At 45.2% G+C, this 13,567-nt stretch carries 13 protein-coding genes; 6 read left to right on the top strand and 7 right to left on the bottom strand.

What is annotated here, in order from left to right:
* Nucleotides 1–67: 67 nt before the first annotated feature.
* The 3 genes from radC to efp all read right to left on the bottom strand — a co-directional run bounded on the left by radC (nt 68) and on the right by efp (nt 2,498).
* Nucleotides 68–757 (bottom strand): RadC family protein, encoded by a 690-nt coding sequence (gene radC / locus ACWJAO_RS00830; RefSeq protein WP_006847571.1) that lies wholly within the window; start codon nt 755–757, stop codon nt 68–70.
* A gap of 52 nt (nt 758–809) precedes the next feature.
* Nucleotides 810–1,868, bottom strand: a complete 1,059-nt coding sequence (locus ACWJAO_RS00835; protein WP_449138920.1) for a glycosyltransferase — start codon at nt 1,866–1,868, stop codon at nt 810–812.
* Nucleotides 1,869–1,931: 63 nt separating this feature from the next.
* Nucleotides 1,932–2,498, bottom strand: coding sequence for an elongation factor P (gene efp / locus ACWJAO_RS00840; protein ID WP_022121096.1), 567 nt, complete (start codon nt 2,496–2,498; stop codon nt 1,932–1,934).
* Nucleotides 2,499–2,719: 221 nt separating this feature from the next.
* Here efp and rpmH point away from each other — a divergent pair, with 221 nt between their 5' ends.
* The 5 genes from rpmH to ACWJAO_RS00865 all read left to right on the top strand — a co-directional run bounded on the left by rpmH (nt 2,720) and on the right by ACWJAO_RS00865 (nt 7,251).
* On the top strand, nt 2,720–2,875 hold the full coding sequence (rpmH, locus tag ACWJAO_RS00845) for a 50S ribosomal protein L34 (protein WP_004351099.1): 156 nt from the start codon (nt 2,720–2,722) through the stop codon (nt 2,873–2,875).
* A 225-nt stretch (nt 2,876–3,100) separates the two neighbouring features.
* Entirely contained in the window at nt 3,101–3,835 is a 735-nt protein-coding gene (locus ACWJAO_RS00850; protein ID WP_006847567.1) for a PASTA domain-containing protein, read from the top strand.
* A 141-nt stretch (nt 3,836–3,976) separates the two neighbouring features.
* Nucleotides 3,977–5,035 (top strand): RluA family pseudouridine synthase, encoded by a 1,059-nt coding sequence (locus ACWJAO_RS00855; RefSeq protein WP_449138951.1) that lies wholly within the window; start codon nt 3,977–3,979, stop codon nt 5,033–5,035.
* 5 nt (nt 5,036–5,040) lie between these two features.
* A complete protein-coding gene (locus tag ACWJAO_RS00860) occupies nt 5,041–6,036 on the top strand; it encodes a D-alanine--D-alanine ligase (protein WP_449138921.1) in 996 nt (331 codons plus the stop codon).
* A gap of 66 nt (nt 6,037–6,102) precedes the next feature.
* Nucleotides 6,103–7,251 carry a 1-acyl-sn-glycerol-3-phosphate acyltransferase gene (locus ACWJAO_RS00865; RefSeq protein WP_287862670.1) on the top strand — a complete coding sequence of 383 codons (1,149 nt, stop codon included), beginning with the start codon at nt 6,103–6,105 and terminating at the stop codon, nt 7,249–7,251.
* Nucleotides 7,252–7,776: 525 nt separating this feature from the next.
* Here the strand turns inward: ACWJAO_RS00865 and ACWJAO_RS00870 are convergent.
* The 4 genes from ACWJAO_RS00870 to ACWJAO_RS00885 all read right to left on the bottom strand — a co-directional run bounded on the left by ACWJAO_RS00870 (nt 7,777) and on the right by ACWJAO_RS00885 (nt 12,699).
* On the bottom strand, nt 7,777–8,805 hold the full coding sequence (locus tag ACWJAO_RS00870) for a Rid family hydrolase (RefSeq protein ID WP_287871468.1): 1,029 nt from the start codon (nt 8,803–8,805) through the stop codon (nt 7,777–7,779).
* Between the two features lie 180 nt (nt 8,806–8,985).
* A complete protein-coding gene (locus tag ACWJAO_RS00875; RefSeq protein WP_317585186.1) occupies nt 8,986–9,948 on the bottom strand; it encodes an acetylornithine carbamoyltransferase in 963 nt (320 codons plus the stop codon).
* A gap of 72 nt (nt 9,949–10,020) precedes the next feature.
* On the bottom strand, nt 10,021–11,307 hold the full coding sequence (locus ACWJAO_RS00880) for a glutamate-5-semialdehyde dehydrogenase (RefSeq protein WP_449138922.1): 1,287 nt from the start codon (nt 11,305–11,307) through the stop codon (nt 10,021–10,023).
* Between the two features lie 234 nt (nt 11,308–11,541).
* Nucleotides 11,542–12,699, bottom strand: coding sequence for a PDDEXK nuclease domain-containing protein (locus ACWJAO_RS00885; protein ID WP_449138923.1), 1,158 nt, complete (start codon nt 12,697–12,699; stop codon nt 11,542–11,544).
* Between the two features lie 515 nt (nt 12,700–13,214).
* On the opposite strand from ACWJAO_RS00885, the gene ACWJAO_RS00890 reads away from it, so the two are divergent.
* The gene (locus tag ACWJAO_RS00890; RefSeq protein WP_287801980.1) at nt 13,215–13,523 is read left to right on the top strand and encodes a Cys-Xaa-Xaa-Xaa repeat radical SAM target protein; all 309 of its coding nucleotides are present in this window, start codon (nt 13,215–13,217) and stop codon (nt 13,521–13,523) included.
* The last annotated feature ends 44 nt before the right edge of the window (nt 13,524–13,567 follow it).

A 13,567-nucleotide genomic window follows, 5' to 3' on the forward strand; every position in this document is an offset into this window, starting at 1 on the left:
TATTGCAGACAAAACAAAGAGAAAAGCTGTTTTTTTCTTGCAGAAGGTCTAATATACCCCAAATAGACTACAATTTACCTTTATCGTGATATGAATAAAAGGCACCATCGGTTATGATGACATGGTCCATAAAGAAGAGGCGCATGATTTCGCAGGCTTTGGCAATCTTCTGGGTAAGTACATCATCGGCTTTGCTTGGCTGAGGATTGTTGCTGGGATGATTGTGGCAGAAGGCGATAATGGTAGCGTTGTTGAGCACCGCTTCTTTGATGATAAGACGGATATCGGTTGCCGTTTCTGTAATGCCGCCTTTTGAGATGCAGCTCGCTTTGATGAGCTTGAAGTTCTGGTTCATCATCAGGAGCCATGCTTCCTCTGTATCTAAATCTTGCATCTTTGGAAGCATATAGTTGTAGATGGCAAGGGATGAGCCTAAGTCGGGACGTGTGCCAATCTTATCAAGAGCACGACGCTTGCCCAGTTCGCAGGCAGCAAGGATGGTGATGGCTTTGGCGGGTCCCATTCCTTTATATTGCGTCAGTTCTCTGATGGACTTCTTTCCTAGCTGGTTCAGGTTGTTGTCGCAATCCTTCAGAATGCGTTTCATCAGGTCTACGGCACTTTCGTCAGTAGATCCCGAACCAATCAGAATACCTAAGAGCTCGGCATTGGATAAAGCTGAGGCTCCCAAGCGCTCCAGTTTCTCGCGAGGCTTGTCTTCTTCTGCCCAATTGGCAATGGTTAGTTTCTCTGCCATAATAATAACTGATTAGTAGATTATGATTGGCTTCTCTTTTGGCGGGGAAGTCTTATTTGTAGAAAGTCTTGTTGTATGCGCTGAATTCGCTCTGTCCCCGTACGCATCTCTTCCACCATGCAGAAAGAAATCCGCATCCGTAACCCATCAGCTGTGTGAAGGCAGCGCGAATGCTCAGCAAGCCTATCTTCACGCTGTGATTCTCTCTGCTGCTGTCGATAAACAGTGCGATGGTATAGAGAATGATGCCGGCGAGACCGATGCAGCCCAATGCTGCCATCGCATTGCCTAAGGTTGGGAATACGTGAACGGTGCCAAGCATGTATGGCAGGAAGCCGAAGAAGAGCAGAAGCAGCGTGCCTATTACGCCCACGGTGAAGACCATAGGAAGGAGATGCACGAGTTTGAGACTCTCTGGATATTTCTTGTAGAGATTGATGCGGGCGATGCCACTGTTGTAGACCTGTCGCCAGAACTTGCGGAAGTCGGTGCGGCGCTTATGCCAAACCCATGCTTCAGGGAACAGACGGCAACGGCAGCCTGCCTTGAAGATACGGATAGAGAAATCAATGTCTTCACCGAAACGCATGTTAGAAAAGCCATTCAACCTGAGATAAACATCCCTGCGGATGCCCATGTTGAATGAACGGGGATAGAACTTATCCATCTTCTTCTTTCCGCCACGGATGCCACCGGTGGTAAAGAAAGAAGTCATGGAATAAGAAATGGCTTTCTGAGTATCTGTAAATGATGAGTGCGCCTTGTCGGGACCGCCGAAAGCATCGGCTGGCTCACGGCTCAACTCATCACTTACAGCCTTCAGATAGCCCTCTGGCAAGACCACGTCGCTGTCGAGTATCAGAAGATACTCACCCTTGGCGCGCTCGGCACCATAGTTGCGACTCTGGCCCGGACCAGAGTTCTCCTTATAGTAATAATGTATATCCATCATGTGCTCATATCGCTTGCACACCTCCTCGCAGGGAGTTTGTGAGCCATCCTCAACGATGACAACTTCGAAGTCTTTCTCTGATTGATGAGTCAGACTCTCTAAAAGTTCGTCCACTTCATCAGGACGATTAAATACAGGTACTATGATGGAATATTTCATTCTTCTTACTATTAAGGGTTAGTTTTACTCAATAAGAGCACAATCTTCCTGTTGGAGGATGTATTACTCGCTTACACGACCGAGGTAGCTACCGTCACGGGTATCGATCTGGATAGTCTCGCCTTCGTTGACGAACAAAGGAACACGAACCTCAGCACCAGTCTCCAATGTAGCTGGCTTTGTAGCGTTGGTAGCAGTATTACCCTTTACACCTGGCTCAGAGTGAGTAATCTTCAAAGTAGTCTTCACTGGCATTTCAGCCAAGAGGATAGTACCATCAGTTGTATCAGTAACAACCTCAACAACGTCACCCTCCTTCATGTACTGGCCACCAGTAACGTTCTCCTTAGCGATAGGCACCTGCTCGAAAGTCTCCTGGTTCATGAAGATGCAACCAGTAGCGTCCTCGTAGAGGTACTGGTAAGGACGGCGCTCAACGCGAACATCCTCCAATTTGAAACCTACCTGGAATGTACGCTCCAACACACGACCGTCGGCAACATTCTTCAATTTTGTGTTCATTACGGTGTTACCTTTACCTGGCTTTCTGTGCTGAAAGTCGATGCAAACCCATACTTTGCCATCCATGCGGATGCAAGTACCAATCTTAATTTCCTGTGAATTAATCATTTCTTGTTTATCTTGAATGTTATTATAATAATCTCAAAATCGAGTGCAAAGTTACGGCAAAAACATGAAAAATCAAAGGAAATATCGAAAAAAACATAAATATTTAAGCTAAATTTGGTAGTTTTCTTGGTTATTTCAGAAAATATGCGTAATTTTGCAGCCCAAAAAGGGCGTGTTTTGCACTTTTGTGAAGAATATTAATTAAAAAATAAATAAGAAAAATGAAAAGAACATTTCAGCCTCACAATCGTCGTCGCGTAAACAAGCATGGTTTCCGTGAGCGTATGGCAACTAAGAATGGTCGTCGCGTATTGGCTTCTCGCCGTGCTCATGGCCGTAAGAAGTTAACTGTATCTGACGAGCACCACGGAAAGTAATTCCGAGGAAAGATTCGTCTGTTGACGATGACATTAAAAGCAGCAAGGAGGTATTCTTTGCTGCTTTTTGTTGTTTATAACGCCCCTTTCTTTTCTGAGATTGCTCTTTTGGGAACAAAGATGTTTTGTTTTTATATCATAAAATAGGTGGTGAGAGTGCAAAAACTTTCCTTTTTATTTTGTTCTTCCCCCAAATACTTGTATCTTTGCACAAAAAAATAATATATGACTTCATCAGAGTTTATAAATAAGTTTAAGAGTAAGTACCTTTGGGGGAATATCGGTGCCATGATTCTGGTACTGGTGTTGCTCTGTGTCGGTGTCAAGTACGGCATCGATATCTATACCCATCATGGTGAGGCCATCCGTGTGCCGGATATTCGATATAAGAATATCGATGATGCTACACATATTCTCGACGATGCGGGATTGGAAATTGTTGTAACGGATACGGGATATGTCCGCTCTTTGCCGCCTGATGTCATTCTGGAGCAGACTCCGGTTTTCGGAGAAGTGGTAAAGTCGGGACATGTTATCTATGTTACCATCAATTCAGATCATTCTCCACGTATCACCATTCCTGATGTCATTGACAACAGTTCGTTGCGAGAGGCAATGGCTAAACTTACTGCTATGGGATTCAAACTGGGTACACCTGAATATATTCCTGGCGAAGAGGATTGGGTTTATGGTATCCTCGTTAAGGGTAAGCATGTTGTAGCTGGTGATAAGGTTTCTATCGATGATGTGCTTGTCATACAGGTTGGCAATGGTAAACGGAGCGTTGATGATTCTATCGATGTGGTAGATCCGGTTTATCACGGCGAAGAAGATGTGATGGAAGGCGAAGGTGACATGAGCGGAGAAACTCATGAAGACAACTTCGAGGTGGTTCCTGGTACGGAAGCCACAGAGCCTGCTCCTTCGCATGAGCACCACCAGAAGGAAGTGGTGGAGTAGGAGAAATGAAAAGTGAAGAATTCAATAGTAATACGAATGATATTTTTAGATTATATATATAATAAGGTATATGCTCCTGTAGAGGATGACTTCGGGTTTGATGATGCAGGAGATATGGACGAACTGGATGATGAACTCCAGATGGAGGAAGGAACCGCTGCTTCTGGTGGAGGAGGAGATGAACTCTATGAGCACTGGAAGGTTCAGGTGGATGCCAACCAGGATCCGGTCCGCATCGATAAGTACCTGGCTGATAAGATGGCCTATCAGAGCCGTAACCGCATTCAGCAGGCTGCTGATGCCGGATTCATCCATGTCAATGGTAAACCGGTAAAGAGCAACTATAAGGTGCGCCCTAATGATCTGGTTACTCTGATGCTCGACCGTCCTCGTCATGAAACGAGTATCAAACCTGAAGAAATCGCTATCAATGTGGTTTATGAAGACGATCAGCTGATGGTGGTCAACAAGGCAGCAGGTATGGTGGTGCATCCGGGTGCGGGCAACTTTCATGGAACCTTGATTCAGGCGGTAGCCTGGCATTTAAGGGATATGCCTGAGTTTGATGCCAATGATCCGGAAGTGGGCTTGGTGCATCGCATCGATAAAGATACCAGCGGACTGCTCGTTGTGGCAAAAACTCCTACGGCAAAGACCGCACTGGGTAAGCAGTTCTTCAACAAGACTACCCATCGCAGTTACAATGCGCTCGTTTGGGGCAATATTGTAGAAGATGAAGGTCGGATAGAAGGCAATATCGGCCGTGATCCGAAGAACCGCCTCCGTATGAAGGTCTTCGATCCGGACAGCGGAATAGGCAAGACGGCGGTTACGCATTACAAGGTGTTGGAGCGTTTCGGTTATACCACCTTGGTGCAGTGTGTGCTTGAAACAGGCCGTACCCATCAGATTCGTGCTCACATGAAGCATATCGGTCATCCGCTCTTTATGGACGAAACGTATGGCGGAACAGAGATTCTTAGAGGTCAGCGTAGTAGCAGCTACAAGGCATTTATCCAGAACTGCTTCAAACTCTGTCCGCGTCAGGCTCTCCATGCCAAGACACTCGGCTTCGTGCATCCTACAACCAAGCAGCAGATGGATTTTGACAGTGAGTGGCCAAATGATTTTAGACAATTAATAGAAAAGTGGCGCGGCTTCATCGCTGGCACCACACAAGATACATTCAAAAATATTTAGTAATTATGGAAAATAGCAAGAGAACGATAGCCATCGTATGTGGTGGTGATTCTTCTGAGCACGATGTATCATTGCGCTCAGGACAGGGGTTGTACTCTTTCTTTGATAAAGAGCGCTACAATATTTATCTCGTCGATGTGAAGGGCACCGACTGGCATGTTGCTTTGGATAATGGTGAGACTATCGAGATTGACAAGAACGATTTTTCTTTCGTTATGAACGGCAAGCATGTCTATTTCGATTATGCTTATATCACCATCCACGGACAGCCTGGTGAGAATGGTGTGATGCAGGGTTATTTCGACCTCATCCATCTGCCATACTCTACAAGCGGTGTTCTGGTAGAGGCAATGACTTTTGATAAGTATGTGCTCAATAATTATCTGCGCGGTTTCGGTATAAACGTAGCAGACAGTATCTTGCTCCGTCGCGGTGAAGCTTATGATGAAGAAGAGATTGCCAAGCGTATCGGTATGCCTTGTTTCGTAAAGCCTGCTGCTGACGGAAGTAGCTTTGGTGTGAGCAAGGTGAAGAATGCTGACCAGCTGGCTCCAGCCCTCCGTGTGGCTTTCATGGAGAGCAATGAGGTAATGATTGAGGGCTTCCTTGATGGAACAGAGATTTCACAGGGTATCTACAAGACAGCCGAGAAGAGCGTTGTACTGCCGGCTACAGAGGTGGTTACCACCAACGAGTTCTTCGATTACGATGCCAAGTATAACGGTCAGGTACAGGAAATCACTCCAGCCCGTCTCTCTCCTGAGACTGCAGAAGAGGTAGCCAAGACCACATCACGCATCTACGACATTCTTCATGCCAACGGTATCATCCGTATCGACTATATCATCTCTAAGGATAAGGATGGTAAAGACAAGGTGAACATGCTGGAGATCAATACCACTCCAGGTATGACCGTTACCAGTTTCATTCCTCAGCAGGTTTGTGCAGCAGGTCTTGATATCAAGGATGTGCTCAGCGAAATTGTGGAGAATCAGTTCTAGAATAACAAACTCATATATGGTTCTGCGACTTTTTCGCAGAGCCATATATATTAATAGGTATATATTATGAATATCCCTCAAGAATTTGATACCATCCGTCCTTGGGAGCCTGAAGATCTCCCAGAGGTATTCGACCGTTTGCTTTCAAACGATCAGTTTAAACAAGTGCTTGCCTATCTCTATCCACAAGTACCTTTCGAGATGATTGCCCAGAAGTTGAAGGCATGTAAGACCAATCTGGATTTCCAGCTGGCTTTTGCTTACGATTTTGTTCATGGCATTCTGAAGAAGGCAGCAACAGGCTGCGAGATGGATTGCTCATCGCTCGATAATACCCGTAATTATACTTTCATCAGTAATCACCGTGATATCGTGCTCGATTCAGCCATTCTCGATGTCCTTCTTATCGATAACGGGTTTAAGACCACTTGCGAGATAGCCATCGGTGATAATCTCCTTTCTCTTCCTTGGGTCAAGGACCTGGTACGAGTCAACAAGGCGTTTATCGTAGAGCGTGCCCTGAGTATGCGACAGATGCTGATGTCGAGCAAGCGCCTCTCCGACTATATGCATTTCGCCATCAAGGAGAAGAACGAGAACATCTGGATAGCCCAGCGCGAGGGTAGAGCCAAGGACAGTAATGACCGCACCCAGAAGAGTATTCTGCAGATGATGTCGATGGGCGGTGAGGGCAGCATTATCGACCGCCTGAAACAACTCCATCTCGTACCGCTCTCTATCAGTTACGAATATGATCCATGCGATTTCCTGAAGGCACAGGAGTTCCAGCAGAAGCGCGATAATGCCGACTGGAAGAAGGGACCAATGGATGACCTGGTAAGCATGCAGACCGGTATCTTCGGTTATAAGGGTCATGTTCATTACCATGCAGCCCCATGTCTTGATGATTATCTGGACAGTCTTGATCCTGATATGCCTAAGCAGGATATATATAATAAGGTAGCCGCCTACATGGATGAGCAGATATTCAAGAACTACCGTCTCTATCCGGGCAACTATGTGGCTCTTGATTTGCTTGAAAACTCAACTGCTCATCAGGCTGAATATACAGCCGAAGATAAGGCAAAGTTTGAAAAATATATGGCTGGTCAGCTTGCGAAAATTGACCTTCCAAACAAGGATGAAGCTTACTTGAGAGAGAGAATTCTCGAGATGTATGCCAATCCTGTACGTAATTACCTTGCTGCTCAATAGCGGCAAGGTAATACTTTTTCTGTTTGATGATGTTGGAAACTGTTATTGTCTGCCTGTTTTAATCAGATTCCTAATTGGTAATTCATAAGCTGTTTACGACAGACAGTTAACAGGCAAACCACAGACAGCCTACTGGCGCTATAGCCGCTAGTGGACTGTTCGCCTAGAACAGCCATCCCCAATGCCTTTGTTTCGTTTTTATGCGAAGCTTACGAAGAAATACTCTTCACTCTTCACCTTTCGCTCGGAATCCCCTGTGTTTATCGACATTCCGGGCGGTGAAGAGTATTCGGGCACTCTTCACCTACTCTTCACCACTCTTCACCTTTCTTCGCCTCTTTGTTTCGGCGGATTTGCGTTTCTTCTTACGCCTCGATGCCTAGTGCCTAGGTGAAGAGTGGTGAAGAGTGGGTGAAGAGTCGCTGATAGCTCTTCACCCCTTGAAACGCCCTGTTTATGGGCGTTTCAGGGCATAAGGTGAAGAGTGAAGAGCTTTTGGCTGTAAATTCCTGCATTTATCAGCATTTATTTCTGTTCTTGTTTTTCTGCAATGCATTCCATTTCTATCAGCCAGCCTGGTCTGCATACTCTTGCCTCTACGGTGATATGCGGTATCTGAGGATAAAACTGATTCATCAGTTGCTCTACGGTATAATAGTCTGAGATGTCGCGCAGGTAGATGATAAAGTATTGGATATCGTTCATCATAGCATCGCCATCCTTCAATAAAGCACCGATGTTCTCGAGCAATCTGCCAGTTTGTCTTACAATATCACCTTCGTATACAACCGCTCCATGTTTGTCTATACTGGCTGTTCCTGATATGAAGTATTGTTTCTTCTGGGGCAGAGAAAGGCTGGTTCCCCGTTCAAAGGCTACTCCGTATTCGTGAGTAGGATTCAGATGGTTGAGTGCCTGAAGATATTGCTTGTCTTCTTCCCTGATGCCGGGAACGGTCAGAAAGTCGATAGCTACAGATGCATGACGTACGGATGTTGCTCCGCCGATGCCCGTACTGGCTATATAATGGTTTTCTGCCGTCAGACCTTGCTGGTCGAAAACATCATTGCGCGCTTCTACTACTCCCTGATAGTTTACATCGATATGAGTTACGTATATCCATGTTCTTACCAGGTTGCGCTCCATCGTCATATCTGTACCGGCGATAAGTTGCAGGTATTTGTCGAATAGCATTCGGGTCTGTTCGTATGAATCCTTTCCCTTCGCTTCTTCCTCAGTGAGGCGAAGACTATGGAACAGGATAGGGGTCTTATCGTCTGTGGTCTTGATAAGAAGTGAAATCTTGCTCCCGTTGAGCGGAGGTTGCTCCACAACCGTAAGATGGGTATCCTTAAGAAACTCCTGATAAAGGAGTGATTCCTCAAACTCTCTTATCTGGTTCTGGGCGTCGCTGAGGAATACTTTACAATATTGCAAAGTACGATTTCCCAGTTTCTCGGTGTCGAGATAGTTACCTAGTTTCAGATACAGAAAATTCAAGCGGTCGTTGAACGTCCCCTTAGCTTCTGGTGATAGTATTATGTATTTGTCCATCTTGTTTTTCTTTTTTCGCCGGCAAAGGTACGGATAATATATGAGATATAAGAATATAGACAGGATGAAAAGATGAAAATACCGAGAAATGGGGATAGGAACAGGTTGGGTAGAACGGAAAAGAGGGAAATAAAGGTTTGTTTTTCTTTACTTCCCCCTATCTTTTTCTTATTTCCTGCTTTAGAGTGATTCGAGCATGCGCTTGATGACAACCTCGGCTGAAATCTCACGGTTGGCTGCTTCTGGAATCACCAGACTGTTCTTGCTCTCGATGACATCATCGGTAACAATCAGTCCACGGCGTACTGGCAGACAGTGCATGAAGCAACCATCGTTGGTCCAGCTCATGTGCTCCTCGTCGATGGTCCAGCTCATATCCTTGCTCAGGATTTCGCCATACTGTGCTGGGTCTTTCACGCCCGGACAGCTCCAGTTCTTGGCGTAAACGAAGTCTGCACCTTCCAGAGCCTTCTTCTGGTCGTATTCCACCTTGGCATTGCCCACAAACTTAGGGTCCAGCTCATAGCCCTCAGGGTGAGTAACCACGAAATCAACATCGGCTGCGTTCATCCACTGGGCGAATGAGTTCGGAACAGCCTGAGGCAGGGCACGGCAGTGAGGAGCCCAGGTCAGGACTACCTTAGGACGAGCCACCTTCTTATGCTCCTCAATGGTGATGAGGTCGGCGAATGCCTGGAGTGGGTGAACGGTGGCTGTCTCCATGGCGAAGACAGGGCGACCGCTGTACTTTACAAACTGGTTCACGATGGTCTCGGCATAATCGTAGTCACGATCTTTCAAACCGGCAAAGCTGCGCACACCGATCAAATCGCAGAAGCTACCCATCACTGGGATAGCCTCCAGCAGGTGCTCGCTCTTGTCGCCATCCATGATGACGCCACGCTCTGTCTCCAGTTTCCATGCACCGGCATTCACATCGAGTACGATAACATTCATGCCCAGGTTCATCGCAGCCTTCTGTGTACTCAGTCGGGTACGGAGGCTGTTATTGAAGAATATCATCAGCAAGGTTTTGTTCTTGCCCAACTCCTGATAACCGAAACGGTTTGCTTTCACTTCCTGTGCCTCGGTGAGCGCTGCTTTCAGGTCGCCAAGGTCTTCAACATTAAAGAATGTCTTCATTGTTATTTCGTTTTTTTGTTTGTTATTTCTGATATAAAGCTATTGAATTCTTTACTCTTCACTTTTCGTTCTTCACTTCCTTGTTTGTCCATTTCCTGTAATCAGCCACTTGTAGGTAGTAATTTCTTCTAGTGCCATTGGTCCGCGGGCTCCAAGCTTCTGGGTACTGATACCAATTTCTGCGCCCAATCCGAACTGTGCGCCATCGGTGAAACTGGTTGGAGCATTCACATAAACGCAGGCTGCATCTACCATCGCCTGGAATTTCTTCTGGGCAGTTTCATTGTTGGAAACGATGCTCTCGCTGTGACCACTGCCGTAGGTAGCGATGTGTTCGAGTGCCTCATCTTCCGAAGCTACGGTCTTGATACCCATCTGCATGCTGAGCCATTCGGTGTTCCAGATGCTCTTCACGTTAGTATCTGTTTCTTTCATCTTCGCTTCGCTTTCTTCTGCCTTATATAATAAGGTATCAGGATAGTGTCCCTTTAAGGCTTCGTAAGCCTTGGCATCAGCATGAATCTTGGTTTGCTTCTCGGCGAGAGCCTCGCAGAGGGCAGGGAGGTCGCTTAATCTGCTTTCGTGAATCAGCAGACAGTCGAGTGCATTGCATACGCTCACTCTTCTGCATTTGGCATTGGTGATGATGCGCTTGCCCATCTCCAGGTCGCCATCCTTGTCGAAGTAACAATGTACCACGCCGGCTCCTGTCTCGATAACAGGAACTTTGGCAGTATCACGGACGAAGTTGATAAGCTTCTTTCCTCCACGAGGAATACAGAGGTCAATATAGCCCACGGCATTCAGCATTTCGCCGGTAGCTTCATGGGTAGCAGGAAGGAGCGTGACTACATTCGGGTCAATACCAAAAGTTATCAACACTCTGTGGATAAGTTCGACACCCGCTGAGTTTGAGGCGTTTGCATCCCTTCCACCTTTCAGTACGCAAGCATTTCCACTCTTGAAACAGAGTGAGAAAACATCGTAAGTCACATTAGGACGGGCTTCATAAATCATACCGATAACTCCGAAAGGAACGGCAACTCGCTGCAGGTGCAAACCATTTTCGAGTGTTTTGTCTTTGAGAACTCTTCCGAGCGGTGCGGGCAGGGTACTTACGTGTCTCATATCCGAAGCAATATCCTGGAGTCGCTGCTCTGTGAGTTGCAATCGGTCGTAGAGCGGGTTCGCCTTGTCCATTTTCGCCAGGTCTTCTGCGTTAGCTGCAAGGAGCGCAGGAGTCTCTGCGATGATAGCATCCGCCACCGCCTGCAGAATTTCATTACGTTGTTCATCAGTTAGCAAACCAAGTGTTTTGCTAGCTGCCTTCACTTTTTGGAAAGTCTCTTTCAGTTCCATTCGCTATTTCCTTTCTTATTTTTATGATAAGATATTTTGTAATGTGTTACGAGTTCCCTCTTAACAACGGCAAAGGTAAGCATAAATATCGGAAATTGCAAACTTTATGCAAGAAAAAGTAATGATTTTATAGATAAATGGATAGTTATACGGAAAATGAGATTTAAAAAGGTCAGGCAGCGCCTGACCTTTTTGTAATGGTTCCTTCTAATTATTCTGATACTGCCAGAAGAATTACTCTTTATCGTTTTCTTCAGAGTGAGCCATTAGATACAGTTCCTTCTGTCGTTCGATTTCTCTTCTCAAGTCTTCCTTGTCTGGCAGGTATAACTTGTATTTAGCTGCGAACATCTGGTCGTTTTTGGCGAGGGTAGAGTATCGTGCCACATCCGAATCTGTTTCGGTACAAAGGATGATGCCGATGGTTGGGTTGTCGTCTGGTCCTTTTTTCATCTTATCGTACATTTGGAGGTACATATCCATTTGTCCTACATCCTGGTAAGTGATGCGATTTACCTTCAAATCGACCAAAATAAATGATTTGATGAGGTAATTGTAAAACACCAAGTCGATATAGTAGTCATTTTCCTCAGTTCGAATATGTTGCTGGCGAGCCACGAGCGCATACCCTTTTCCCATTTCCATCAAGAATTTCTCTAGGTTGTTGATGATGGCTGTCTCCAGTTTTGATTCTGCAAGGGATGAGTCTTCTGGTAATCCAAGGAATTCCAAGACAACTGGTGATTTGATGTATTCGAGTTTGTCTTGCTGATAAGCCTTTGTCTTGTCTTGCATCTCCTTAACAACAGGCTGCTTCTTCGTTGACATAAGAAGACGTTCATAATATAATGTGTTGATATTGCGGTTGAGGGTTCGGTAACTCCAACCTTGTTCGAATGCCTCCTTTGCATACCATTCACGTGCCTTCTTATCTTCTACTCGTATTAGACGCTCGTAATGAGACCAAGGAAGAAGGCGTAACTCGGATTGGGCAGGCGCTGTCTGACCTTTTTGGGGAAGCAAAGAAGATTCATCAGACAGTGTCTGATGTTTTTGCTTTTTAAATTCTTCAGACACTGTCTGAAGAATTTGTAAGTCGTTGAATGTCAGATAAAACCTTTTGTAATTGGCAATATTTGTATATGAGAATCCTTTACCGAATTCCTCCGTAAGAGCAGCCGAAGCGATTTCTATCACATGCTTTCCGTATTCTGCACGTGATGCTCCGTTCTGTTCCTGTTCCACAATACGTTGTCCTATTCTCCAGTTTCTTTCCACCAGAGAATAATTGACGGCAGCAAATGCTTTGCTGCGAGCCTTGCTGACGATGGAACGCAAGTCGTTGACGAGCATGTTGTCTTCATCGTTATATTTCTTGTTGAGTTGCTTCATAATGCTACTGATTTTAGCTGTTCAAAGTGCAAAGATACGATTTTATATCGAAAAAGCAATCTTTCTCTTCACTTTTTTCAATAAAAGTTTGGAGGTTTCGAGATTATTTCTTATTTTTGCAACCGACTCAGTTAGCCCGTTTGTATGGGTGAGTGGGTTATTTACTGGTAAAGGACGTTTACGGAACGTAAATCTTCAGATCTCAAATCTCGCAAATTTGACAATCATCGGAAGAGATATGGCAACGAGAACGTCCACGAAGGGTGTATTATATCCTGTCGTATCTGAACATATTGTTGTTTAATTACAATAGTATGGTCATACGTGGTATACTATAATGCGTCATGACGTGGGCTATCTGTGTTGCTTATCCTCGATGATGGGCAATGCGAGAGCCTGAGACTGGGATAAGCGAGAAGTAGAGACTCCCACGTCTTTTTTAGTATCTTATAGCTAAGAACTATTTATAAATCGCCTAATCTCGGGAAGTTCTACAAGGCATAATCTATTTTGTTATGGCAAATAAGAAGAAAAAGGAAGAGCTTCAATCTCGTAGAGATTTCTTCAAGAATGCGGCTAAAGGTGTGTTGCCAGTTTTAGGTGCAATTGTTTTATCAGGTATTCCTAACCTTGTGAAGGCCGAGAAAGCACCGATGGGATGTCGATACGGCTGTTCTGGTAGTTGCTTGGAAAATTGTTATACTACATGTTATCAGTATTGTTCAAGTAGCTGTAAAGGAACTTGTAAATATACTTGTCGTGGAAATTGTCGTGAATCTTGTACCGGAACTTGTAGTGGTGGATGTTATGGTATGGAGTATTAAATAGAAATATATGGAACAGAATATTCATTCTCGTAGAGAATTTT

Source organism: Segatella sp. (genome assembly GCF_977051555.1).

Excerpts from the sequence above, each read along its gene's own strand:
- ACWJAO_RS00880 (WP_449138922.1), bottom strand. The coding sequence starts at position 11,307 with ATGGAACTGAAAGAGACTTTCCAAAAAGTGAAGGCAGCTAGCAAAACA.
- ACWJAO_RS00835 (WP_449138920.1), bottom strand. The coding sequence starts at position 1,868 with ATGAAATATTCCATCATAGTACCTGTATTTAATCGTCCTGATGAAGTG.
- rpmH (WP_004351099.1), top strand. The coding sequence starts at position 2,720 with ATGAAAAGAACATTTCAGCCTCACAATCGTCGTCGCGTAAACAAGCAT.
- ACWJAO_RS00875 (WP_317585186.1), bottom strand. The coding sequence starts at position 9,948 with ATGAAGACATTCTTTAATGTTGAAGACCTTGGCGACCTGAAAGCAGCG.
- ACWJAO_RS00885 (WP_449138923.1), bottom strand. The coding sequence starts at position 12,699 with ATGAAGCAACTCAACAAGAAATATAACGATGAAGACAACATGCTCGTC.
- ACWJAO_RS00855 (WP_449138951.1), top strand. The coding sequence starts at position 3,977 with ATGGAGGAAGGAACCGCTGCTTCTGGTGGAGGAGGAGATGAACTCTAT.
- ACWJAO_RS00890 (WP_287801980.1), top strand. The coding sequence starts at position 13,215 with ATGGCAAATAAGAAGAAAAAGGAAGAGCTTCAATCTCGTAGAGATTTC.
- ACWJAO_RS00870 (WP_287871468.1), bottom strand. The coding sequence starts at position 8,805 with ATGGACAAATACATAATACTATCACCAGAAGCTAAGGGGACGTTCAAC.
- ACWJAO_RS00850 (WP_006847567.1), top strand. The coding sequence starts at position 3,101 with ATGACTTCATCAGAGTTTATAAATAAGTTTAAGAGTAAGTACCTTTGG.
- ACWJAO_RS00860 (WP_449138921.1), top strand. The coding sequence starts at position 5,041 with ATGGAAAATAGCAAGAGAACGATAGCCATCGTATGTGGTGGTGATTCT.
- ACWJAO_RS00865 (WP_287862670.1), top strand. The coding sequence starts at position 6,103 with ATGAATATCCCTCAAGAATTTGATACCATCCGTCCTTGGGAGCCTGAA.
- radC (WP_006847571.1), bottom strand. The coding sequence starts at position 757 with ATGGCAGAGAAACTAACCATTGCCAATTGGGCAGAAGAAGACAAGCCT.
- efp (WP_022121096.1), bottom strand. The coding sequence starts at position 2,498 with ATGATTAATTCACAGGAAATTAAGATTGGTACTTGCATCCGCATGGAT.